We start from the raw sequence: 22,892 nt of genomic DNA on the forward strand, positions 1-22,892 counted from the left end.
CATGACCTGGTCGCACCCGTCCGGCGGTCCGCCGCAGTCCTCGCCCTCGGGGCCGAGCGGTGCCGAACGCGCCGCCTGGGAGCGTGGCGGCACGACGCTGTTCCCCGCCGGTCGGGTCGCCGACCGCGTCTCGACCGTCCTGCTGCTCGTGTCCGGCGCCGTGCTGACGGTGCTCGCCGTCGTGATCGGGATCATCGCGGTCGTGTCCGCCGCCGCGAGCTGCGACGCCGCGGCGGGGTGCTCGCCCGGCCGGTTCCTCGGCGGCGCCGCGATCGCGGCCGGCGGGTCCTTCGTGATCGGTGTCGTGACCGTCGTGCTCGCGATCGGCGCCTGGGTGCGCCGTCGCTCGTCCTGGTGGATCGCGGCGATCGGCTTCGTGCTCGCGATCGCGGTCGTCACGTGGGGCGGGGTCGTCTTCGCCGAGGCCACGGACGGCAGCGCGGCGGGGTCGGTGACCGCGTCGGCCGCGAGCGGACCCGCGGAGCCGACCGCCGGCTGAGGCGCGACCGACCACCGGACGCACGGCGCGGTGCGGGTCGGCACCGCGCCTCCCGTCCGTGTCGACGCTGGGAGTCGCGGTGTCGCCCCGGCGCATGCTCGGGGCATGAAGCAACGAGTCATCGGAGACGTGTCGGTCAGCGCCATCGGACTGGGCGGCATGCCCATGTCGATCGAGGGGCGTCCCGACGAGCGACAGGCGGTCGCCACCATCCACGCGGCGCTCGAGGCGGGCGTCACGCTCATCGACACCGCCGACGCCTACCACCAGGCGGGCCACGACGAGGTCGGCCACAACGAGCTCCTGATCGCGAAGGCGGTGCGGGAGTTCCACGGCGACACGGACGCCGTGCTCATCGCCACCAAGGGCGGGCACCTGCGCCCGGAGGCCGGCCCGTGGGCGCAGGACGGCCGGCCGGAGTACCTCAAGGAGGCCGCGAAGGCCTCGGCGGCTCGGCTCGGCGTCGACGCGATCGGGCTGTACCAGTTCCACCGACCGGACCCCGCGGTGCCGTACGCCGACTCGGTGGGGGCGCTCGCGGAGCTCCTCGACGAGGGCGTCATCCGCATGGCGGGCATCTCGAACGCCGACCCCGACCAGATCCGCACGGCGAACGAGGTCCTCGGCGGCCGACTCGCGTCGGTGCAGAACCAGTACTCGCCGGCGTTCCGCTCCAGCCAGCCGGAACTCGACCTGTGCGACGAGCTCGGCATCGCGTTCCTGCCGTGGAGCCCGCTCGGTGGCATCGCGAAGGCGGCGGACCTCGGCACCGCGTACGAGGACTTCGCCGTGATCGCCCGCGAGCGTGACGTCTCGCCGCAGGTCGTGGCCCTCGCGTGGGAGCTGCAGCAGAGCGACGTCGTGGTCCCGATCCCGGGCGCATCGCGACCGCAGTCGATCCTCGACTCGGTCGTGGCGGCGACGATCAAGCTCCGCGACGAGGACGTCGAGCGGCTGGACCGGTCGCAGCCCGCGGCCTGACCCGCGGACCCTCCGCGGCGGGCCGGACGCCGGTCGTCTGCGTCCGGTCCTCCGCGGCGCGTACGGTCGGGTGCATGCAGGCGATCACGGCTAACGACGGCGGACTCCGACTCGACGACCACGAGGACCCGGTGGCCGGGCCCGGCGAGGTCCTGGTGGAGGTCGCCGGCGCCGGCGTCAACAACGCGGACCTGCAGCAGGTCGCCGGCAACTACCCGCCGCCGCCCGGTGCCTCCGAGGTCCTCGGCCTCGAGGTCTCCGGCACCGTCCGCGCGCTCGGCGACGGCGTCGACGGCTTCGCTGTGGGCGACCGCGTCTGCGCCCTGCTCTCCGGCGGCGGCTACGCGACGCTCGTGGCGGTCCCCGCGGCGCAGGTGCTGCCCGTGCCGGACGGCGTCGACCTCGTCGAGGCCGCCGGTCTGCCCGAGGCGGCGTGCACGGTGTACTCGAACGTGGGGATGATCGCGGGCCTCCGACCGGGGCAGACGCTCCTGGTGCACGGCGGCACCGGCGGCATGGGCTCGCACGCGGTGGTCTGGGCGAAGGCGCTCGGTGCGCGGGTGATCGCGACGAGCGGCGGGGAGCGGAAGGTCCGGGCGTCGCAGGAGCTCGGCGCCGACCTGGTCGTCGACCACCGCACCGAGGACTTCGTCGAGCGCGCCCTGGCGTTCACCGACGGCCGCGGGGTCGACGTCGTGCTCGACGTGGTCGGCGCGGACTACCTGGCGAAGCACCTCGAGGTGCTCGCCCCGAACGGGCACATCGCCGTGATCGCCGCGGGCAGCGGCCAGAAGGGCGAGCTCGACTTCGGCGCGATGATGCGCAAGCGCGCGACGATCAGCGCGACCACCCTGCGCGCCCGGCCGGCGGACGAGAAGGCCGCGATCGTCGCCGCCGTGCGCGAGCACGTGTGGCCGCTCGTCGCCGACGGCAGCGTCCGTCCGGTCGTCGACTCGGTCCTGCCCCTGGCCGAGGCAGCCGAGGCCCACCGCCGGGTCCGTGACGGCGAGGTCATCGGCAAGGTGCTGCTGACGCCGTAGCCCGGGCGCGGGGTCAGGCGTGCACGCGGGACAGGAACGTGACGAGCGCCGGGTGCTGCGGTCGGTCGAGCACGTCCGCCGGGGCGCCCTGCTCGACCACCTCGCCCTCGTGCAGGAACACGATCCGGTCGGCGACGTTCCGCGCGAAGGCCATCTCGTGCGTCGTCATGAGGATCGTCGCCCCCTGCTCCTTGAGCTCCCGCACGAGGCCGAGCACCTCGCCGACCAGCTGCGGGTCGAGCGCGCTCGTCACCTCGTCGAGGAGCAGCAGCTCCGGCGACGTCGCGATCGCGCGCACCACGGCGACGCGCTGCTGCTGGCCGCCGGAGAGCCGGTCCGGGTACGCCCCGGCGAAGTCGCCCAGGCCGATCCGGTCGAGCAGCCGTCGCGCGGTCGCCTCGGCCTCGGCCTTCGCGATGCCGTGCACCCGCCGCGACGCGAGGGTCACGTTGTCGAGCACGGTCATGTGCGGGAACAGGTTGAACTGCTGGAACACGACGCCGATCCGCGCGCGGGTGGCGTCCACGTCGATGCGCGGGTCGGCGATGTCGGTGCCCTGCAGCAGGACCTCGCCGTCGTCGATGCCCTCGAGCAGGTTGACGGTCTTCAGGAGCGTCGACTTGCCGGAGCCGGAGGCGCCGATGACGCAGATCACCTCGTGCCGGTGCACGGTCAGGTCGATCCCGCGCAGGACCTCGTGCTCGCCGAACGCCTTGCGCAGGCCGCGCAGTTCCAGCACCACCGACTCGCTCACACCGTCCCCCCGATCTGCTCGCGCTGCTGCTGCCGCCGTGCGATCGCGTCCGTCACGCGGATGAGCGGCAGGCTGATCACGACGAACAGCAGCCCCGCGACGAGGTACGGCGTGAAGTTGTAGGTCTCGGCCTGCGCGATCTGGGCGCTCCGGACCGCGTCGACGGCACCGAGGATCGACACGAGCCCGACGTCCTTCTGCATGGACACGAAGTCGTTCATGAGCGCGGGCGTGACCTTCCGGACCGCCTGCGGCAGGACGACCAGGCGCAACGTCCCCGCGTGCGAGAGCCCGAGCGACCGCGCGGCGAGGCGCTGGGAGGGGTGCACCGCCTCCATCCCGGCGCGGAGCACCTCGGCGACGTAGGACGAGTACGTCAGCACGATCGCGATGGTGCCCCAGACCTCCGGGGGCTGGCGCGGGAAGATGCCGAGGCCCGGGACGCCGAACCCGACCAGGTACAGCACGATGATGAGCGGGAGCCCGCGGAACAGGTCGGTGTACGCCGTGGCGAGCATCCGCAGCGGGAAGAACACCGGGTTGCGCAGCCCCCGCACCACGGCGAGCAGGGTGCCGAGCACCGCGACGCCGATCGCGCTGAAGAACAGGATCCGGACGTTGAGCCACAGGCCGAGCAGGACGTCCGGGAAGGTGTCGATCGCGGTCTGCGGGTCGAAGAACGACTGCTGGACCGCGGCCCACCCCGGCGTGTTCACGACACCGAGCCACACCACCACGACGACGACGAGCGTCGAGACGACCGACACCACGACCGAGCGACGGCCACGCTGTCGGCGGTAGAGCCGACGCTCGGCCTCGACCGGGCTCGGCGCGGGGGCGGCGACCGGGGTGCCGGCGCCTGCTGGGGCGGTCACGCGACTACTTCAGCACGGGGGTGTTCGTCGCCGAGGAGAGCCACTTCGTCTGCAGCTGCTCGAGCGTGCCGTCCTTGCGCAGCGCGGCGAGGGCGTCGTCGACCTTGCTCGTCAGCGCCGAGCCCTTCGGCAGCACGAAGCCGAACTGGTCGCCCGAGCCGTCCTCGGGGAACTGCGCCGAGACCGTGCCGTCGTCGAGCTGCGCGGCGGCCATGTAGAAGGCGGTGGGCAGGTCGGTGACGATGGCGTCGATCTGGCCGGACTTGAGCGCCAGGACGGCGTCGTCGTTCGAGTTGAACACCTGCGGGGTGACGCCGAGGACGTCCTTCACGCTGCTGATGCTCGTCGAACCGGACGCGACGCCGATGGTGTCGCCCTTCAGCGCGGCGACGGTCGTGTCGTCGATCGCCTTCGACGACTTCGTGGTCACCACGGCCTGGGTCGTCGTGTAGTACGCCGACGACATGTCGACGGCCTTCTTGCGTTTCGCGTCGATCGAGAACTGCTGGACGTTGAGGTCCCAGTCCTTCGGGCCGGGCGCGATGGCGCTGTCGAACGTGCTGCGCTTCCAGACCACGTCGGACTTCGCGTAGCCCATCTCCTCCGCCACGGCGTACGCCACGGCGGACTCGAAGCCCTTGCCGGACTGCGGCGCGTCGTCCTCGACCCAGGGCGAGTACGCCGGCTGGCCGGTGGCGATGGTGAGCTTGCCGTCGGTGACGGTGTCGCCGCCGCTGCCGCTGCCACCGGCGGAGCATGCGGCGAGCGCGAGGGCGGCGACCGCGGCGGTCGCGACGGCGAGGGAGAGACGGCGGGTGCGGGTCACGGGCGGGCCTTCGTCAGGAGGGGCGGGGGCAGGACGCAGTGTACCGGCGAGTGGGATACCAGCGCGAAGGCGACGACCGCTCGTGACGCCGGGAGGACGGCACCGCCGGCGCGGCTCACTCCGCCATCGTGAAGTCGTCGAACGAGAAGCCCGGCGAGACCAGGCAGCTGAGGAGCACCTCGCCCTCGCCCGGGAGCGTCCGCTGCCAGACGCCGCCGCGGACGAACGCCTGTGCGTCGTGCACCCGGTGCCGGCCGGCGTCGGGTCCGAGGGTGATGCGGTCGCCCGGCTCCGGCTGGTCGCCGGACCCGCCGAGCTCGAGCACGACGGTGTCCGGACCGTGCCACATCCAGATCTCGTCGCTCGTCACCCGGTGCCAGGCCGAGGCCTCGCCCGGGGGCAGCAGGAAGTGGATGAGCGTCGCGGCGGGACGCTCGCCCGCGGGGGTCTCGACGGTCGCCGGCGAGGTCCAGGTGCGGGTGTACCAGCCGCCCTCCGGGTGCGGGTCCATGCCGAGGGCGACGGCCCGCTGCGGCACGTCGAGCCACTCGATCAGCTCACCGGTGACGGTGCGGCGGGCGACCATGCCGGGGCGGGGTGCGGTGTCGGTCATCGTTCCTCCAGGGGACGGGTCGGGGCGGGGTGCCCCGGGTGGGCTGCGGTCGGACGGACCACGCCGGCGGTGGGGTGGACGACGCCGTCCGTCGCGCGGACCGCGCCGCGCACGACCGTCGCGACGGCCCGACCGGCTCCGTCCTCGACGAGTTCGGCCAGGGCGTCCGGCACGGTTCGCGCGTCGACGTCGAAGACCGCGAGGTCGGCACGGGCACCGACCGCCAGGTGCCCGACCCGGTCCGGTCCGACCGCCGTGCCCATGGCGTGCGCGCCGCCGAGCGTGACGGCCGCGAGCAGCCGTTCGTGCAGGTCGCGGTGGCCGTAGCCCTGCGCGCGGGCGATCCGGTGCAGCGCGGTGACGTCCGCCATCGGGTCGAGGGAGGGCGAGGACGACAGCGAGTCCGTGCCGACGGCGATGGGGCTGCCCTCGCGCAGGTAGTCGGCGACCGGCGGCGGGTCGAGGCCGATCACCGCGTTCGACCGCGGGCAGAGCGCGACCGTCGTGCCGCGTGCACGGAGCAGTGCCCGGTCCGATGCGGTCACGTACACGCCGTGCGCGATGTGGCAGTCGGGGCCGAGGACGCCCAGCCGGTCGACGAACGCGGTGGCGCTCGCCCCGAAGCCGAGCGCACGCATCGCCCGGAAGGACGGCACGTTCGCCAGGTGCCAGTCGGCGGTGTGCCAGTCCGCGGAGCGCGCGACGCCGTCGACCCCCTCGAGCCCGGGGACGGGTCCGAGGGCGATCCGCTCCCCCTCGAAGGCGGCCTCACCGAGGTGCAGGTGCAGGCGCAGGCCCCGCTGGCGCACGATGTCCGGCAGCTCGAGGAGCGGTGCCACGTCGAGCGAGTACGGCGCGTGCGGGGACAGTCCCGCGCCGGGTGTGGTCGGGATGCGCGCGAGCTCGTCGAGGACCTGGTCGCGCCCGCGGGACTCCCACGCGGCGTTCTCCCAGTCCATCACCTCCCAGTACGCGATCCCGCCCAGGCCGTGCTGCTCGAGGACGTCCGCGGCCTCGATGTCGGTGACGACGTCCGCGACGCTGGTGACCCCGGCCGCCAGCGAGGCGACCGCTCCGGCCGACGCCTCCGCGCGCCAGTCGTGCGGGAGCGCGTAGTCCTCGTTGAACGCGGCCGCCCAGGCCTCGAAGCCGGCGTACTGCCGCTGCCCGACACCGGACATGCCGGTGTACTGCAGGTGCGTGTGCGCGTTGACCAGGCCCGGCAGGAGGGCGCCCCGCCACCGCCGTTCCGACCACGGTCGCCCGACCGAGTCGAGCTGGTCGACGACCCACGAGCGGTCGCCGACGTGCAGGATGCGGCCGTCCTGCACCGCGACCGCGCCGTCGGCGATCGGCGGCGCGGTCATCGGGACGACGACGCGCGCCGAGTGCACCACGACGGGTGCCGTGGTCGCGCGCACGACGGAGGCCGCGCTCACGAGGGGTCCCCGAAACGGTGCGTCCGGACGTCGGGCTCGCGGTCGGCGGGCTGCGCGGCTGGCCGGACGGGAGGCGCGTGGCGGCTCCCCCAGGCGGCGAGCGCCGCACGGGCGGTCGCCTCGTCCACCGCGGGGTCGACCGGCACGACGGCACGCTCGAGCTCGTCGCCGCGCTCGAGGAGCATCCGCACCGCGCCGAGCTGCACGGCGAACGACAGGTCCATGACCTCGACGGGGTTGCCCTCGGCGGCGCTGGTGTTCACGCCGTTGCCGCCGGCGAGCACCACCACCTGGTGCCCGTCCGGCCAGGTGAGCCGTTCCGCGTGCGGGGCCTCGGCCGTCCGGACCGCACCCGCGGTCGCTGCGTCGACGAGAGCCACCTCGTGGTCCACGCCCCCCGCGACCGACACGACCGCACCGGAGGCGCACGCACGGAGCACCGCGTGGTCGATCGTGTCCGGCACCCCCGAGGCGCTCACCACGAGGTCCGCCCCGCGCACGGCGTCGACCAGCGGCGCGACGGCGTGCCCGGCGAGCCGTGCCTGCAGGGCACGCACCGGGTCCACGTCGGCGACCGTCACCCGGAGACCCAGCGCCGCGAGCACCTGGGCGACCCCCTCGCCGACCGGACCGTACCCGGCGACGACGGCGGCGCCTCCCGGCCGGACGCGGTGGGCACCGGACGGGAGCCCGTCGACCAGGTCGAGCGTCGCGAACACCGTCGACTGCCCGGTGCCGTACCGGTTGTCCGGGACGGTCTTGGTGCGGGCGTCGTTGACCGCGACGACCGGGATCCCGAGCGTGCCGCGTTCCGCCATCACCCGCAGGGGGCGGAGGCCGCTCGTCGTCTCCTCCGCCGCGCCGAGCATCGTCGGCAGCAGGTCCGGCCGCTCCTGGTGCGCGAGCCGGATCAGGTGGGACCCGTCGTCGAGCAGCACGTGCGGTCGGGTGTCGAGCGCGGCGAGCGCGAGCGCACGCTGCTCGGCGAGCGACGCGGTGCTGCTCGCGTGCACGGGCAGGCCGGCCTCGCGGAGCACCGTGGCGACGGCGTCGTCGGTCTCGTCCGCGTGGGCGTAGACGACCACGTCGGCGCCCGCGTCGCGGAGCAGCAGGCTGAGCACCGCGGTCTTCGGCTCGAGCACCATCGCGACGACGACCCGGGTCCCGCGGAGCAGACCGTCGTCGCGGAGGTCGGCGGCCAGGGCACGGGAGACCGGCATGGACCGACGGGCCCAGCGGATCCGGGCGGTCGCGGCGGGGTCGTGCTCCGGCTCCCTGCCGGTCGAGACGAGGAAGACGTCGTCGGACAGCGCCGGGACGGCGAGGACCCCGGGGCGGGCCGGGGCGACCGGGCCGAAGGCGTCCTCGTCGACGGCCGGGGCGTACCGACCGGCGTCGACGACGACGAGGGTGGCGCCGCGGGGCCGGTCGGCCGCACGTTCGACGGCCGCGGTCGACTCGTCCGGGTCGCCGAGGCACCAGAGCTGGTCGACCGGCTCGTCGTCCGCTGCGACGCGGGCGCCGAGGGCCGTCAGCAGCCCGGCGAGCGCCGCGGCGTCGCGCGGGTCGCCACCGAGGACCCGGACGGCGCGGCCGGCGAGGAGCAGGTTCGTCGCGGCGGCGGAACGACGGACGGCGGCGGAGGCCCAGGCGGCCCGCTCGGGGTCGAGTCGCTGCGGCATGGGGCAATCGTAGGGCGCGCGGCGGTCGGGTCGGTGCCGGGGTGGTGCTGGCCGGTGCTGCGGCGGGGTCGGGTGGTGCCACGGCGGGGTCGGGTGGTCAGGGGGCGTGCGGGGGCGGGGTCGTCGCCCAGACCGGGGCGTCGGCGATCCGCGCGTCCACCCGGGCACGGTCGACGCGGCGGTGGTGGAGCAGGACCCCGACGAGGACCACGACCCCGACGGCCGTCACCACGAGCAGCCCGACGACGTACAGCGTCGTCGCGACGCCGGCGAGCCCCGGCGGCACCGATCCCGAGGCCGCCGCGGAGAACGGCGTCCCCGTGAGCACGAACGCGAGCACGGTCGACAGCGTCCCGTTGCTGTCCCACAGGCCGTGCAGCACCGCGGAGACGACGTAGGCGACCGGGATCCACCACGACCACCGGAACCGGGCACCGCCGCGGGCGGCACCGAACAGGACGGCACCGATGATCGCCGTCCAGAGCACGTGCCCCACGGGCGAGAGCACGGCGCGGACCACCTCGGTCTGCAGCAGCGAGACGAGGTCGATGCCGCGCTGGGTGATCGCCGCGTTGAAGGCGTACCCGGCGGACTCGAACGCGGCGAAGCCGGCCCCGATCGTCGCGCCGAGCAGGGCACCCTGACGCGCGGACTTCGGCCGTACCCGCCAGCCGACGACGAGCAGCAGCACGGCCTTGACGAACTCCTCGACGAACCCGACCACGACGTAGATGAACGCGCCCTGGCGCAGGTCGGCCTCGAGCAGCGACGCCCCGAGCACGCCGAGGATCCCGCCCACGAAGAACGCCGTGACGAGCTGCAGCGTGCTCACCGTGCCGGTCACCCGCTCGATCACGAAGAGCACTACCGTGAACGGCACCAGGAAGCTGCCGAGCAGGATGATCGTCGGCACGAGGTTCGTGTTGCTCGTGACGACGGTGACGACGATCGTCACCACCCAGAGCAGGAACCCGGCGAGCAGGGTCTTCCACCACCAGCCGTGGCGGTGGTGCGGGTGGACGGCGCCGTCCGGGATCGCGGTCATGGCGCCATCGTGCTCCCCGCCACGGCTGCCCGGTTCGGGGAATGTCCGGTCCCGGCCGGACGTACTGTTGGGACATGACCGACGCGACGTTCGACAAGGTGACCATGTTCGGTGCGGACTGGTGCCGCGACTGCCGACGCTCGAAGGCGCTGCTCGACCGGCTCGGCGTGGACCACGACTACGTCGACGTCGAGGCGGACCCGTCCGCGGCGGACCGTGCGGAGGCGATCAGCGGACGCAAGAACATCCCCGTGGTGGTCCTGCCGGACGGCCGGCACCTCGTCGAGCCCTCGGACGCCGAACTGCAGGCCGCGCTGACGGCCAGCGGCGGCGTCTGACGGGTCCGGTCCGGCGCCCGGGACCTGAACCTCCGCGCAGGCTGGGTACGTGCTGAGGGAAGCCGGTGTTCACTCGGGCACCGACCACGACCGCGGGCACCCCTGACCGCGACAAGGTCCGACCCCAGGAGGACACCGTGCTCGGTCTCATCATCAGCCTCATCATCATCGGCCTCATCGCGGGTGCCCTCGCGCGGCTGATCATCCCCGGCAAGCAGCAGATGTCGATCCTCATGACGATCGTCCTCGGCATCGTCGGTTCGTTCGTCGGCGGGTTCCTCGGCTTCCTGATCTTCCAGCACGACCCGATGGACGGCTTCTTCCAGCCGGCCGGCATCATCGGCTCGATCATCGGTGCCGTCATCGTGCTGTTCCTCTACACGCGCTTCGCCGGGCGGGGCGCGCGCCGCTGACGCAGCCTCCCGCACCGCTGACACCCCGGGACCGCACGACGCGGGCCCGGGGTGTCGTCGTCGTACCGCAAGGCTCGGCGCACCCGGGTCGCACGCGATGCCGGGGGACCCAGGGTGCAGCGCGTACCGTCCCCGCCATGACCGACGACACCGAACGCTCACGCCCCGAGGACGACGCTGCACGACTCGGACTCGTCGTGGTCGGCGAGGCCGCTGCCCTGCACGCCGGGGACGACGCCGCGCTGGACGCCAGCGAGGCGAACATCCGCGACACCGTCGACAGCATGGTCGACGAACCCCTCACCCCGCGGCAGGAGGAGGTGGTGGAGCGGCTCGCCGCCGCCGGTGGCACGCTCACCGCCGGACTGAGCGGCGCACTCGCGGCGAAGACGGGCGGCAGCGTCGAGGACGTCCTCGGCGGTGCTGCGCGCAGCGTCGTGTGGCAGCAGCGGCTGGCGGCGGAGCGCGACGGGCTCGGCGAGCGCGAGGACGCCGGCGGCCAGCAGCGTCGCAACGAGGACGGCAGCGAGCAGGACTGACCGACACCGGGACCGTCCCACGGCGGGACCATCCGGACGGACGACGACGGGCGCGGCGGGGAGCATCCCGCCGCGCCCGTCGTGACGTGCCCGGTCGTCCGATCAGTCCGCGGTCGCGGTCTCCTGCTCACGGACGACGGCACGCGCCGCTGCCTGGCCGGTCGTGGTGCTCTTGACGATGTCGCTCAGCGTGAACCCGGCCGTGGTCCCGAGCAGCGCGTCGACCTCGCTGAACTGGCTCACGACGCTCTTGGACAGGGCACCGGCACCGTCCGAGGACACCACGGTGAGCTTGTCGATGTTCCCCATCGGGGCGGCGAGCTCACGGGCGATGCTCGGCAGCGTCTCGATGGCCTTGACGCGGAGGACGGCCTCGGAGTGCTGCGCGAGTGCGTCGGCCTGGGCCTTCGTCGCGTCGGCCTCGGCCTGGCCCTTGGCGCGGATCGCGTCGGCGGCGGCCTCGCCCTCGGCACGGGAGGCGTCGGCTGCCAGCTTGCGGGCAGCGGCCTCGGCCTGCGCCTCGGCGGCGACGGCCTCGGCCGAGATGCGGCGGGCCTCGGCCTGGGCGCGGGCGGTCTCGACCTGGGCGGCCGCGGCGGCCTCGGCCTCGACCCGGGTCTTCCGCGCGTTCGCCTCGGCCACCGCGGAGACCTCGGACTCGAGCTCGGCACGACGGAGCTCGGCACGCTTCTGCGCGGTGATCTGCTCCTGCTCGACGACGCCCTGGGACGCCCGGGCCTGGGCGAGCGGGCCGGCGGCAGCGGCCTCGGCAGAGGCACGGTCGGCGTCGAGCTGCAGCGCGGCACGACGGATGGCGAGGGTGTTCTCGGCCTCGGCGATCGCCTGGTCCGCGGTGGCCCGGGCCTCACGTGCCTCGCGGTCGGCCTGCGCCTCGGCGTTCTCGGCCTCGAGCCGCACGCGGGCACGCTCGGCCCGACCGAGGTCGCTGATGTAGTCGTTGCGGTCGGAGATGCCCTTGATCTCGAACGAGTCGACGTCGAGCCCCTGGCTGTGCAGGGCGTCCTTCGCCACGTCGAGCACCGCGACCGTGAGCTGGTCGCGGTTGCGGATGATCGTCGACACGTCGGTGGCACCGATCGAGGCGCGGAGCGATCCGGAGAGGACCTCCCGTGCGAAGTCGTCGATCTTCTTCTCCTGCCCGAGGAAGCGCTGCGCCGCCGCGCGGATCGACGCGTCGGCCTCGCCCACCTTGACGAGCGCCACGGCCTCGACGTCGATCGTGACGCCGCGGGAGTCCTGGGCGTTCACGTTGATGTCGATCGCCCGCGAGGACAGCGAGATCTTCGCCACGCGCTCGAAGAACGGCCGGACGAGCACACCCGCGCCGAGCACGACCTTGATGCCGGACTCCACCGTCTCGGTGCCGTCCGGGTTCTTGACCTTGCGGGACCGCTTGCCGGTGATGATGAGCGCCTCGTCCGCACCGGCGTTGCGGTAGACGAGCTTGGCGTACACGAGCACGATGACGGCGAGGACGACGATCCCCACGATGACGAGCGGGACGGCGCCGAGCGCGAGCAGGACTTCCATGATGATTCCCCCGAGCGGGCCCGCCACGGTCGGTCGTGACCGGGATTCCGCATCTGTTGTTCCGTTGCGCCCATCCTAGGAGCGCGGCGCGGTGCCGCGGCAGCCCCGGGACGGGGGCTGTGGAGAACTCCGCCGGACACGACGGGAGACGCGGTGCAGGTCGGGACCTGCACCGCGCCTCCCGTCCGGTGGTCGCGTCGGCTGCCTACGCGCCCTGCTGCCACCAGTCGTCGAAGGGCGTCGCGGGGACGCGACGCTTGTGCTCGGTCGCGCGGTAGCGCGTCTCGATCGCCTCGGCGACCTCGTCCGGCACGTCGTGCCCCTGCAGGTACGCGTCGATCTCGAGGTAGGTGAGCCCGAGGTTGGCCTCGTCCGTCTGACCGGGCAGGTCGTCGAGCAGGTCCGCGGTGGGTGCCTTCTCGTAGAGGCGGGCCGGAGCACCGAGGTGCTCGAGCAGCTGCCGGCCCTGCGTCTTCGTGAGGCCGGTGAGCGGCGTGAGGTCCACGCCGCCGTCGCCGTACTTCGTGAAGAAGCCCGTCACGGCCTCGGCCGCGTGGTCCGTCCCCACGACGAGGAGCCCGAGCTGCCCCGCGACCGCGTACTGCGCGACCATCCGCGTCCGCGCCTTGACGTTGCCCTTGACGAAGTCGCTCAGCTCGACGCCCGACGCCGCCGTGTCCTGCACGACCCCGTCGACGCCGTGCTCGATGTTGACGACGATGCCCGGTTCGGCGGCGATGAACTGCAGGGCGAGCTGCGCGTCGTCCTCGTCCGCCTGCACCCGGTACGGCATCCGCACGGTGACGAAGCGGACGTCGTGCCCCTCGGCCCGGAGGGACTCGGTGGCGAGCTGCACGAGGCGCCCGGCGAGCGTCGAGTCCTGCCCGCCGCTCACGGCGAGGACGTAGCCCTTCGCACCGGTGGTGGTCAGGTAGTCACGGAGGAACCCGACGCGTTGGGCGACCTCCTGCTCCGGGTCGATGGTCGGCTGGACGTCGAGGTCCGCGGCGATGGTGGCTTGGAGTTCACGCACGCGACCAGTATCGCGCGCCGTCCCCACCCGCGCCCGGATTCACCGCGAGCCCGCGGCTCCCGTTCACCGGGCCGACTCGTCCGGCCGGACTCAGCCGATCGACGGGGCGGCGTGCCGGATCGTGTTGTCGTGGTCCGCCCCGATCGCGCACGTGCAGACGACCCGCAGGGTCTCGTCGGTGCGGCTCAACCGGAACCGCTCGACGTGCGGCGGTCCGATGTGACGGTCGAACGGATGGGTGTCGTGGTCGTGCACGTCGGGTCCTCCCTGATCCGGACTCCGCTGGTGAGGCAGAGGAGGGCTCCTGGGAGCCCTTGCCGAGATTCTCCACGTGGGCCACGCCACGCCGCGATACCCCTGTACGGGGGTCCCGTAGCCTCGGCGATCAGACCCGCTCGGCCCTCAGACCTGCTCGCCGAGGAAGTCGGCGTAGGACGGTTCGTCGTGGTCGGCGCCCGCCGGGCCCGCGGCGTCGGAGGTACCGCCGACGCGGTCGGCGATCATCTGGGCGACCTCGTCGGGGGAACGCAGGCCGTGCCGGTGCCAGTCCTCTGCGAAGCGGGGCGTCACGAGAGCACCGACAGCGCGGTCGTGACGAAGGGGGAGGACACGGGGTAGCGGGTCTGGCCCGCGGAGAAGTCGAGGTGCGTGGAGCACGTGCAGCGCATGGCGGTCACGAGACAGCCTTCCGTCGGAGTGGTGCGCACTCCGGATCCGACCGGGCCGTCCCGCTGTGCCAGACCTCGCAGACCGCGAGGGCATCGTGACGACGGGACCCTGAAGGAGAACCCGGTGACTCCAGGGTAGAAGTGGGTGGACCACGCGTCCACGACGATGCGTTTACCGGCGACCGCGTCCGCGTGCGCCCGTCGGCTGACCGCGCTCTCCACGGGTCCGTCGGTGCCCGACCCGAGGAGCCGCCGCATCGGTAGCGTGGTGGCTCCGCACGACACCGAGGAGCCCCATGCCCCTGTTCGGCAACACCGCCGCCCCGCCAGACGCCACCCCGGGACCCTTCGTCCGCAAGTGGACGGACGGCTTCGGGAGCCTCGCCACCCGGTGCCTGCAGGTGATCATCGTGCTCGTGGTCGCGATCGGCATCGTCTACGCCGCCGCGACCCTCAGCGTCGTCACCATCCCGGTGCTGCTCGCGCTCATCATCGCCTCGGCCATGCACCCCGTCGTCTCCTGGCTCCGCCGCCACGGAGTGCCGTCCGTGCTGGCGACCCTGATCGTCCTCGTCGGGGTGCTGATCGTCCTCGGGCTCGTCGGCTGGCTCATCGTCGTCGCCGTGATCTCGCAGTGGCCGGACCTGCAGAAGTCCGCCGTCGAGGGCTTCGGCCAGCTGCAGGACTTCGTGGCGCACCTGCCGTTCGCGATCTCCGACCAGCAGGTCGACGAGGCCGTCAAGGGCGTCCAGGGCTTCCTGACCAGCTCGCAGTTCGGCTCCGGCGCACTGGCCGGGGCATCCGCCACCGCGAACTTCCTCACCGGCCTCGTGCTGATGATCGTGGTGCTCTTCTTCTTCCTCAAGGACGGCCCGGCGATCTGGGAGTTCCTGCTGCGCCCGTTCACCGGCGCCCGCTACGAGCGCGCCCGCCGGGTGGGTGACCGCGTCGTGCAGACCCTCGGCGGCTACGTCCGCGGGACGGCGAGCGTCGCCGCGGTGGACGCGGTCGGCATCGGCGTCGGCCTGGCGATCATCGGGGTCCCGCTGGCACTCCCCCTGGCCGTCGTCGTGTTCATCACCGCCTTCATCCCGATCGTCGGTGCCACGGCCGCCGGGATCCTCGCGGCGCTCGTCGCGTTGGTCGCGAACGGGCCGGTCGCCGCGCTCATCGTCGTCGGCATCGTGGTGCTCGTGAACCAGCTCGAGGGCAACCTGCTGCAGCCGGTCCTGATGGGCAAGACGCTGAAGCTGCACGGCCTGGTCATCCTCATCGGCCTGACCGCCGGCACCGTCCTCGCCGGCATCACCGGTGCGATCATCTCGGTCCCGCTGCTCGCGGCGGCCTGGGGTGCCGTGCAGGTGTGGGACGCGCCGGGCCAGCCGGCCCTGCCGTGGCGGCAGAAGCGTCCGGAGACCGCCGAGCGGCGGTAGTCGGTCACAGCAGACGGACGGGAGGCGCGGTGCCGGCTGGCACCGCGCCTCCCGTCCGTCTGCGGTGCGGGTCAGTCCGTGCCGGAGTCGAACGCGGCACCCTCGGACGCCGCATCGGTCGCGCGGCCGAGCGCCTCGTCCTCGCTGGAGACGATCGCTCCGCCGAGGATCTCCTCCGCCTCGCCCGACTGCAGCTCGCCGACGAGCTCGCCCGTCGCGCCGCCGATCAGCCCGGCCGCCGCGTACTGCTCGAGGCGCGAACGCGAGTCCGCGATGTCGAGGTTCCGCATCGTGAGCTGACCGATCCGGTCGTCCGGGCCGAACGCCGCATCGCCGACGCGCTCCATCGAGAGCTTGTCGGGGTGGTACGACAGCGCCGGACCGGTCGTGTCGAGGATCGTGTAGTCGTCGCCGCGACGCAGGCGCAGCGTGACCTCGCCCGTGACGGCCGAGGCGACCCAGCGCTGCAGCGACTCGCGCAGCATGAGGGACTGCGGGTCGAGCCAGCGGCCCTCGTACATCAGGCGACCGAGGCGGCGACCCTCGTTGTGGTACGCCGCGACGGTGTCCTCGTTGTGGATCGCGTTGAGCAGTCGCTCGTAGGCGATGTGGAGCAGGGCCATGCCCGGGGCCTCGTAGATACCCCGGCTCTTCGCCTCGATGATGCGGTTCTCGATCTGGTCCGACGCACCGAGGCCGTGGCGACCGCCGATCGCGTTCGCCTCGTAGACGAGGGCGACGGCGTCGGCGAACTCGGTGCCGTTGATCGCGACCGGGCGACCGGCCTCGAAGCGGACGGAGACCTCCTCCGTGGCGACCTCGACGTCGTCACGCCAGGCGGCGACGCCCATGATCGGCTCGACGATGTCCAGACCGCTCGAGAGCTCCTCGAGGCTCTTCGCCTCGTGGGTCGCGCCCCAGATGTTCGCGTCGGTCGAGTAGGCCTTCTCGGTGGAGTCGCGGTACGGGAACCCGCGGGCGACGAGCCACTCGCTCATCTCCTTGCGACCGCCGAGCTCCTCGACGAACTCGGTGTCGAGCCACGGCTTGTAGACGCGCAGGCGCGGGTTCGCCATGAGGCCGTAGCGGTAGAACCGCTCGATGTCGTTGCCCTTGTAGGTGGAGCCGTCGCCCCAGATGTCGACGCCGTCCTCCTTCATGGCGCGGACGAGCATCGTGCCCGTCACCGCGCGGCCGAGGGGCGTCGTGTTGAAGTAGGTCTTGCCGCCGGAGCGGATGTGGAAGGCACCGGTCTGCAGCGCGACGAGGCCTTCCTCGACCAGGGCGCTCTTCGCGTCGACGATGCGGGCGATCTCGGCGCCGTACTCCTTCGCGCGACCGGGGACGGCGTCGATGTCCGGCTCGTCGTACTGTCCGATGTCGGCCGTGTACGTGCAGGGCACCGCTCCCTTCTCGCGCATCCAGGCGACCGCGCAGGAGGTGTCGAGCCCTCCCGAGAACGCGATGCCGACTCGTTCGCCGACGGGGAGACTGCTCAGGACCTTGGACACGGGGTCAATCGTACGGGGCGCGCGGCCCGCGCTACCGTCCAGCGCGACGGTTGTGGAGAACCCGACCCGGTCCGGCTCGAGAAAATGTGCCCCTGGAGGGACTCGAACCCCCAACCGTTTCCTTAGGACGGAACTGCTCTTCCGTTGAGCTACAGAGGCTGGCCCCACCACTCTAGCGGCGGATCGCCCCGCGGTACGGCTCCAGGAACGTCCGGAGCTCCTCGACGTACAGCTCCGGCACCTCGAACGGTGCGAAGTGCCCGCCGCGCTCGAGTTCCCGGTGGTACACGAGGTTCGTCGTGCGCTCGAGCCACTCCCGCGGCGCCCGGACGATGTCGCCCGGGAACACCGAGAAGCCGGACGGCACCACGACCCGACGGGACAGCTGCGCCGCCGGGATCGCCGCGTTCGCGTAGTACATCCGCATCGCCGACCCGATCGTCGCCGTGGCCCTGTACTCGGTCAGGAGTGCGAGCACCTCGTCCCGCGTGTACACCGACCACAGGTCGCCGCCGCAGTCGCTCCAGGACCGTAGCTTCTCGACGATCCACGCCGCGAGCCCCGCGGGCGAGTCCGTGAGGCCGACCGCCGCGGTCTGGGGCTTCGTGCGGTGCATCATCGCGTACGCGCCCTCCGCCGTGCGCCACTGCTCCGTCGCACGCACGAACGAGCGCTCCGCGGGCGACAGCTCGGTCTCGTCGAGCCCCGGCCACGCCAGCCCGCCGTCGATCCGGTGCACGGCGACGACCCGGTCGGGGTGGTCGAGCGCGAGGTACCGGGCGACGTGCGTGCCGATGTCCCCGCCGGACACGGCGAAGCGCTCGTACCCGAGGTCGGTCATGAGCGTGGCCCACATGCCGGCGACCTCGCGGGCGTCGAGCACCCGCGGCGGCGCGTCGGAGAATCCGTACCCGGGCATGTCCGGCACGACGACGTCGAACCCGGCAGCGACGAGCACCGGTAGCACCTTCCGGTACCGCCACCCTGAATCCGGCCAGCCGTGCGCCAGCAGCAGGGGCAGCGGGTCCTCGGTGTCCGCCCGGGCATGGAGCACGTGCACGTCGATCCCGTCGACGGCCACCCGGCGCGAGGGCAGTGCCGCCAGCGCCGCCCGGTGCGCGTCGAAGTCGAAGCCGTCGGCCCAGTACTCGACGAGCGGCCGGAGCTCGTCCACGTCGACGCCCAGCGACCACCCGGTGCCGGCGGGTGCGTCCGGCCAGCGCGTGGCACGGAGCCGGGTGCGGAGGTCCTGGATGGTGGCGTCGTCGATCACCGGCGTCTCGCTCATGCTGCGCACGCTACGCCCGCCCGTTCCTTCCCACGACGGTCGCGATGGGAAGCGGGATCGGGCGTACCTGGTGGTCCGGAACGACCAGGTACCCCCGACCCGCCCCGGTACGCCCGGAACCACCCGGCAGCAGCGCCCAGCGCCCACCGGCACCAGCGCCCGCACGACCGCGACCGCGGACGACGGGAGGCGCGTGGCGACCCCGCCACGCGCCTCCCGTCCATCCCGACTCGGCGCGGCCGACCGCTACGCGGCCACCAGGTACTCGTCCCACTCCGACTGCGGACGCTCGATCCCGCGCACGACCCAGGACGCCCCGTGCGGTGCCTTCGGCCGGAACCGGAGGCGCCACCCCATCTCCTGCGGCGTGCGGTCGCCCTTGGTGTTGTTGCACGCCAGGCAGCAGGCGACGAGGTTCTCCCACGAGTCCTGACCGCCCCGCGACCGCGGCTGCACGTGGTCGATGGTGGTCGCGTGCCGACCGCAGTAGGCGCAGTGGTTGCCGTCACGCCGCAGGACCCCGCGGCGCGAGACGGGCACGAGCCGCGCGTGGGGGATGCGGACGTACCGGGTGAGGATGATGACGGACGGTCGGTCGAAGCTCGTCGTCGACCCGGTGACCGGGTGGTCGGCGTCGGCGGCGACGATGGCGGCCTTCTGGTTCATGACCAGCACGAGGGCCCGTCGGTCCGAGATCACCGCGAGGGGCTCGTAACCGGCGTTGAGGACGAGAGTGCGCATGGGTTCCCTTCCGACGGTGCCTGGACGGCTTCCAGGCGCTGCGGGTGCGTCGGGCCGAGCGTCGCCGACAGGGGACCGCGGTCTGCGACCACGCCCGGAACCACGAAGAGCACCACCCGGATGGGCAGTGCTCTCGTCAGGCAGGGGCGTGATGGTGCACGCAGGGGGCGGTCGACCGTATGTCCACGAGCGCGCGCCGACCCGTGGTGCGGGTCGTGCGGAACGCTGACATGAGGTCTCCCGTGTTCGGGCCGGATCGGACCGGTGCGGGACCAGGCTACGTCAGGAACCGGCCCAGCACGAGGGTGTGCGGGCCGGTTTCCGGGAGTGTTCACGGGAACGACACGAGGGCCGTCCGACGTGGTGCGCGCGCTGGCGTCAGATGCCGAAGCGGACGATGTGGTAGTCGCTCGTCCAGATCGGGCGGATCGAGACGGCACCGCCGGGCTTCGGCGCGTCCATGATCATGCCGTTGCCCATGTAGAAGCCGTCGTGCGCCTCGTTGTTGAAGATGACGACGTCGCCGGGCTGCGCCTCGGACTCGGGGATCGTGGTGCCGGCCTGGTCCTGCAGCGGCACGGAGTGCGCGAGGCTGATGCCGTACTGCGCGTACACGTACATGACGTAGCCGGAGCAGTCGAAGCCGGACGGGTCGGCGCCGCCGAAGACGTACGGGGTGCCGATGTACTGCTTCGCGGTCGCGACGACGGCCGGGAGCGAGAACGGGGTGTTCGCGGCAGTCGCCGACGTGGCGATCTCGTCGGCGCTCGGGCCGCTGTACGACGAGTACTGCTTCGCGGTCTGGGCGCGCGCGGCCTGCGTGGCGGCCGCGTCCGAGGCCTGCTTCGCCGCTGCCTGCTGCGCTGCCTTCGCGGCGGCCTGCTGCGCCGCCTCGGCGTCGAGCGTCGACTGCGCGGTGGCACCGAAGCCGTCACGCGAGGTCCCGGCGAGGGCGACGGCGTCGGAGACCGAGAACTGCTGCGCCTCGGCGGCACGGACCTGGCGCTGCGCGGTCGCGGCGTCGGTCCCGGTCTGCTGCGTCGCCGCGAAGGCCGGGGCGACGGCGACGGTGCCGAACATGCCGGCGGCGACGGTGAGCACCACCGGGGCGAGGAAGCGACGCTTGCGGGCCGCGCTGCTCGCCTTGGCGGTCTCGGCGGCGCGGGCGGCCTGCGCGGCACGGCGTCCGCCGGGCAGCGGGGCGTCGCGGACCGGGGTGACGCGGCGGACCGGCGTCGAGGCCTCGCGGGCTGCTCGTCGGGTGAGCGGCGCGGCGGCCGTCGGAAGGGCGGGCGTCGGAGCTGCGGGCGTCGGGGCGTCCGCGGCGGAACCGGTCTGCGTCAAGGGCGGTGTCTCCGGCGTCTCGTCCCCCGTCTCCGCCTGGGTGGGGCGGAGGGGTGGACCCCATCCGTTCGTCATCGTCTCCGATCCAGGCAGGAGACGGGTCGAGACGTCCTGCCACGGGTCCTGGGCCTCTGTGGGCGGCCCGGGGACTCGACGAGTGTACGTGGGGGCCGTTACCTTGTCGAGACGAAACGACCGTTCGGTAACGGAACGATCACGAAGCCCTGGTCAGGAGCGGGACCCGGGCGCCAGCATGAGCCCATTCTCAGGCTCGGGCGGCCCCGGCTCGCCTCAGGAGCGCTCGATGTAGACGTGCTGGGCGACCTCGGTCGGCAGCTCGATGCCGGCGTCCTCGCCCTCGACCCGGACCGCCACGTACGCCCCGGCACGCTGCACGCTCGCGACGCGACCGGGCATGACGCCCGCGATGCGCAGCTGGTGCAGCAGCTCCGGTTCGAACTGCACGGGCTCCCCGAGACGCCGCACGACACCGGTCGCCACCGCGTCGGTGCCGTCCGTCGCCGCGACGATGTTCTGCACGCCGTCGAGGAAGTGTCCGGCGGTGGGACCGCCGATCTCGGCGAGCCCGGGGATCGGGTTGCCGTAGGGGGACTCGGTCGGGTTGCCGAGCATCTCGAGCAGGCGGACCTCGACCTGCTCGCTCATCACGTGCTCCCACCGGCAGGCCTCGTCGTGCACGAACGCCCAGTCGAGCCCGATGACGTCGGCGAGCAGGCGTTCGGCGAGCCGGTGCTTCCGCATCACGTGGGTCGCGCGGGAGCGTCCCTCGCCGGTGAGCTCCAGGTGCCGGTCGCCGGAGACGACGACCAGGCCGTCGCGCTCCATGCGGGCGATGGTCTGCGAGACCGTCGGACCGGAGTGCCCCAGCCGCTCGGAGATGCGCGCGCGCAGCGGGACGATCCCCTCTTCCTCGAGGTCGAGGATCGTCCGCAGGTACATCTCCGTGGTGTCGACGAGATCGGTCACGCGTGTCGCCTCTCATGTCCGGGACCAGCCCGGTCCACCCTACTTGAGCACGACGACGAGGCGGCACCGCCGGCACGCTGGACGGACGGGAGGCACGGCGCACCTCCGCCCCGTCCGGCCGGTCCAGGGGCGGGAGCGCTGGGATACCACTGGCTAGGATCGGCGCATGGCAGACATCGTCATCCCCGCTGAACTCCTCCCCACCGACGGACGCTTCGGCTGCGGCCCGTCCAAGATCCGTGGCGCACAGCTCGAGTCCCTCGTGACCCGCGGGGCGACGATCCTCGGCACGTCCCACCGCCAGAAGCCCGTCAAGGACCTGGTCGGCAGCGTCCGCCGTGGCCTGGCCGACCTCTTCCAGCTGCCGGACGGCTACGAGGTCGTCCTCGGCAACGGCGGCTCCACCGCGTTCTGGGACGCCGCCGCCTTCGGGCTCGTCGAGCGCCGCGCCGAGAACCTGTCCTTCGGCGAGTTCGGCTCCAAGTTCGCCAAGGCCGTGCAGACCCCGTGGCTCGAGGCGCCGCACGTCGTCGAGGCACCCGGCGGCTCCCTCGCCGCACTCGAACCGGTCGAGGGCGTCGACGTCTACGCGTACCCGCACAACGAGACCTCGACCGGCGTCATGGCCCCGGTCGTCCGGGCCGAGGGCGACGCGGGCGCACTGACCGTCGTCGACGCCACGAGCGCCGCCGGCGGTGCGGCGTTCGACGTCTCCGCGACGGACGTCTACTACTTCGCCCCGCAGAAGAACTTCGCGTCGGACGGTGGCCTCTGGCTCGCGCTGTTCTCCCCCGCCGCGCTCGAGCGCGTGGAGCGGATCGCCGCGAGCGACCGGTACGTGCCCGAGTTCCTGTCGCTCAAGAACGCCGTCGACAACTCCCGGCTCGACCAGACCCTCAACACCCCGGCGCTCGCGACCCTGCTGCTGCTCGACGACCAGATCGGCTGGATCAACGAGTCCGGTGGCCTGGCGTGGGCGGACACCCGGACGCGGACGTCGTCCTCGACGCTGTACGACTGGGCCGAGGCCTCCGACTACGCGACGCCGTTCGTGACGGACCCCGCAGCCCGGTCGCAGGTCGTCGCGACCATCGACCTCGACGACTCGGTCGACGCGAAGGCCGTGGCCGCGACGCTCCGCGCGAACGGGATCGTCGACACCGAGCCGTACCGGAAGCTCGGCCGCAACCAGCTCCGCGTCGCGACCTTCACGGCGATCGACCCGGACGACGTCGCGAAGCTCGTCCGGGCGATCGACCACGTCGTCGACGCGCTGCGCGGCTGACGCACCA

24 protein-coding genes and 1 tRNA gene are annotated in these 22,892 nt (G+C 73.0%); 8 read left to right on the forward strand and 17 right to left on the reverse strand.

Annotated elements, in window-relative coordinates:
• Position 1: 1 nt before the first annotated feature.
• From QUG92_RS14685 to QUG92_RS14695, 3 genes are all read left to right on the forward strand, one after another.
• Positions 2–499, forward strand: a complete 498-nt coding sequence (locus tag QUG92_RS14685; protein ID WP_289459675.1) for a DUF6264 family protein — start codon at positions 2–4, stop codon at positions 497–499.
• A 105-nt stretch (positions 500–604) separates the two neighbouring features.
• Positions 605–1,480, forward strand: a complete 876-nt coding sequence (locus QUG92_RS14690) for an aldo/keto reductase (protein WP_289459676.1) — start codon at positions 605–607, stop codon at positions 1,478–1,480.
• Positions 1,481–1,554: 74 nt separating this feature from the next.
• Positions 1,555–2,520 (forward strand): NAD(P)H-quinone oxidoreductase, encoded by a 966-nt coding sequence (locus QUG92_RS14695; protein WP_289459677.1) that lies wholly within the window; start codon positions 1,555–1,557, stop codon positions 2,518–2,520.
• 13 nt (positions 2,521–2,533) lie between these two features.
• Here the strand turns inward: QUG92_RS14695 and QUG92_RS14700 are convergent, their stop codons facing one another.
• The 7 genes from QUG92_RS14700 to QUG92_RS14730 form a co-directional block, all read right to left on the reverse strand.
• Positions 2,534–3,274 carry an amino acid ABC transporter ATP-binding protein gene (locus QUG92_RS14700; protein WP_289459678.1) on the reverse strand — a complete coding sequence of 247 codons (741 nt, stop codon included), beginning with the start codon at positions 3,272–3,274 and terminating at the stop codon, positions 2,534–2,536.
• Complete coding sequence (locus QUG92_RS14705) at positions 3,271–4,149, reverse strand: amino acid ABC transporter permease (RefSeq protein ID WP_069711303.1); 879 nt, start codon at positions 4,147–4,149, stop codon at positions 3,271–3,273. Before QUG92_RS14705 ends, QUG92_RS14700 begins: the two co-directional genes overlap by 4 nt.
• A 4-nt stretch (positions 4,150–4,153) precedes the next feature.
• A complete protein-coding gene (locus tag QUG92_RS14710) occupies positions 4,154–4,975 on the reverse strand; it encodes an ABC transporter substrate-binding protein (RefSeq protein ID WP_069711304.1) in 822 nt (273 codons plus the stop codon).
• Between the two features lie 115 nt (positions 4,976–5,090).
• The gene (locus tag QUG92_RS14715; protein ID WP_289459679.1) at positions 5,091–5,588 is read right to left on the reverse strand and encodes a cupin domain-containing protein; all 498 of its coding nucleotides are present in this window, start codon (positions 5,586–5,588) and stop codon (positions 5,091–5,093) included.
• Positions 5,585–7,027, reverse strand: coding sequence for an amidohydrolase family protein (locus QUG92_RS14720; RefSeq protein WP_353063270.1), 1,443 nt, complete (start codon positions 7,025–7,027; stop codon positions 5,585–5,587). Before QUG92_RS14720 ends, QUG92_RS14715 begins: the two co-directional genes overlap by 4 nt.
• Complete coding sequence (locus tag QUG92_RS14725; RefSeq protein WP_289459680.1) at positions 7,024–8,709, reverse strand: adenosylhomocysteinase; 1,686 nt, start codon at positions 8,707–8,709, stop codon at positions 7,024–7,026. The genes QUG92_RS14720 and QUG92_RS14725 overlap by 4 nt, the downstream gene beginning before the upstream one ends.
• Before the next feature lie 97 nt (positions 8,710–8,806).
• Positions 8,807–9,754 (reverse strand): PrsW family intramembrane metalloprotease, encoded by a 948-nt coding sequence (locus tag QUG92_RS14730; RefSeq protein ID WP_289459681.1) that lies wholly within the window; start codon positions 9,752–9,754, stop codon positions 8,807–8,809.
• Between the two features lie 74 nt (positions 9,755–9,828).
• Here QUG92_RS14730 and QUG92_RS14735 point away from each other — a divergent pair, with 74 nt between their 5' ends.
• The 3 genes from QUG92_RS14735 (at position 9,829) to QUG92_RS14745 (ending at position 11,044) form a co-directional block, all read left to right on the forward strand.
• Positions 9,829–10,092 carry a glutaredoxin family protein gene (locus QUG92_RS14735; protein ID WP_289459682.1) on the forward strand — a complete coding sequence of 88 codons (264 nt, stop codon included), beginning with the start codon at positions 9,829–9,831 and terminating at the stop codon, positions 10,090–10,092.
• Between the two features lie 137 nt (positions 10,093–10,229).
• Positions 10,230–10,505, forward strand: a complete 276-nt coding sequence (locus QUG92_RS14740) for a GlsB/YeaQ/YmgE family stress response membrane protein (RefSeq protein WP_069711455.1) — start codon at positions 10,230–10,232, stop codon at positions 10,503–10,505.
• A 137-nt stretch (positions 10,506–10,642) separates the two neighbouring features.
• Entirely contained in the window at positions 10,643–11,044 is a 402-nt protein-coding gene (locus tag QUG92_RS14745; RefSeq protein WP_141718792.1) for a hypothetical protein, read from the forward strand.
• A 102-nt stretch (positions 11,045–11,146) separates the two neighbouring features.
• Here QUG92_RS14745 and QUG92_RS14750 read toward each other — a convergent pair whose 3' ends face one another.
• From QUG92_RS14750 to QUG92_RS14765, 4 genes are all read right to left on the reverse strand, one after another.
• Positions 11,147–12,595: an SPFH domain-containing protein gene (locus QUG92_RS14750; RefSeq protein ID WP_182046184.1), complete on the reverse strand. Its 1,449-nt coding sequence runs from the start codon at positions 12,593–12,595 to the stop codon at positions 11,147–11,149.
• A gap of 205 nt (positions 12,596–12,800) precedes the next feature.
• Complete coding sequence (gene nadE, locus QUG92_RS14755) at positions 12,801–13,628, reverse strand: NAD(+) synthase (RefSeq protein WP_289459684.1); 828 nt, start codon at positions 13,626–13,628, stop codon at positions 12,801–12,803.
• 90 nt (positions 13,629–13,718) lie between these two features.
• Positions 13,719–13,883: a hypothetical protein gene (locus QUG92_RS14760; protein ID WP_289459685.1), complete on the reverse strand. Its 165-nt coding sequence runs from the start codon at positions 13,881–13,883 to the stop codon at positions 13,719–13,721.
• 147 nt (positions 13,884–14,030) lie between these two features.
• Positions 14,031–14,198 carry a hypothetical protein gene (locus QUG92_RS14765; protein ID WP_289459686.1) on the reverse strand — a complete coding sequence of 56 codons (168 nt, stop codon included), beginning with the start codon at positions 14,196–14,198 and terminating at the stop codon, positions 14,031–14,033.
• A gap of 394 nt (positions 14,199–14,592) precedes the next feature.
• Between QUG92_RS14765 and QUG92_RS14770 the strand changes: the two genes are divergently transcribed.
• Positions 14,593–15,729: an AI-2E family transporter gene (locus QUG92_RS14770; RefSeq protein ID WP_289459687.1), complete on the forward strand. Its 1,137-nt coding sequence runs from the start codon at positions 14,593–14,595 to the stop codon at positions 15,727–15,729.
• Between the two features lie 71 nt (positions 15,730–15,800).
• On the opposite strand, the gene argG is transcribed toward QUG92_RS14770, so the two are convergent.
• The 6 genes from argG to QUG92_RS14800 all read right to left on the reverse strand — a co-directional run bounded on the left by argG (position 15,801) and on the right by QUG92_RS14800 (position 21,600).
• Entirely contained in the window at positions 15,801–17,240 is a 1,440-nt protein-coding gene (argG, locus tag QUG92_RS14775) for an argininosuccinate synthase (RefSeq protein WP_069713331.1), read from the reverse strand.
• Positions 17,241–17,327: 87 nt separating this feature from the next.
• Positions 17,328–17,399, reverse strand: a tRNA-Arg gene (locus QUG92_RS14780).
• A gap of 13 nt (positions 17,400–17,412) precedes the next feature.
• Positions 17,413–18,528, reverse strand: a complete 1,116-nt coding sequence (locus QUG92_RS14785) for an epoxide hydrolase family protein (protein ID WP_289459689.1) — start codon at positions 18,526–18,528, stop codon at positions 17,413–17,415.
• A 246-nt stretch (positions 18,529–18,774) separates the two neighbouring features.
• Complete coding sequence (locus tag QUG92_RS14790) at positions 18,775–19,269, reverse strand: HNH endonuclease (protein ID WP_069713329.1); 495 nt, start codon at positions 19,267–19,269, stop codon at positions 18,775–18,777.
• Positions 19,270–19,647: 378 nt separating this feature from the next.
• A complete protein-coding gene (locus QUG92_RS14795; protein ID WP_289459690.1) occupies positions 19,648–20,613 on the reverse strand; it encodes a C40 family peptidase in 966 nt (321 codons plus the stop codon).
• Positions 20,614–20,904: 291 nt separating this feature from the next.
• Entirely contained in the window at positions 20,905–21,600 is a 696-nt protein-coding gene (locus QUG92_RS14800; RefSeq protein ID WP_069713327.1) for an iron-dependent transcriptional repressor DtxR, read from the reverse strand.
• Positions 21,601–21,766: 166 nt separating this feature from the next.
• Between QUG92_RS14800 and serC the strand changes: the two genes are divergently transcribed.
• Positions 21,767–22,885: a phosphoserine transaminase gene (gene serC, locus QUG92_RS14805; RefSeq protein ID WP_289459692.1), complete on the forward strand. Its 1,119-nt coding sequence runs from the start codon at positions 21,767–21,769 to the stop codon at positions 22,883–22,885.
• Positions 22,886–22,892 lie beyond the last annotated feature (7 nt).

The sequence above is a fragment of the Curtobacterium citri genome (genome assembly GCF_030362955.1).
GTDB classification, from domain to species: Bacteria; Actinomycetota; Actinomycetes; order Actinomycetales; family Microbacteriaceae; genus Curtobacterium; species Curtobacterium citri.